The sequence below is a fragment of the Thermoanaerobacter sp. CM-CNRG TB177 genome, from assembly GCF_018588165.1.
GTDB classification, from domain to species: Bacteria; Bacillota; Thermoanaerobacteria; order Thermoanaerobacterales; family Thermoanaerobacteraceae; genus Thermoanaerobacter; species Thermoanaerobacter thermocopriae.
Window position 1 is genome coordinate 50,205 of sequence record NZ_JAFCAC010000056.1, and the last position, 204, is coordinate 50,408.

Here is a 204-nt window from a genome sequence, read left to right on the forward strand (position 1 = left end):
CCTCTTAATTCCCCTCTCATTTATACAATGTTTTTTTCTCTAAACTGCCAAACCCCATAAAAAGCCCCCCGTTAAAGCCTTCTTATCTACTAAGTTTAATAAGCAAGTGGCTTTTCTTATTTACCAATTTCTGTTTCAAAAACTTCTGCTATTGGTGTAAATATAGTAAATGGTAAAATTCCGCTACCATATGGTACAGAGTCA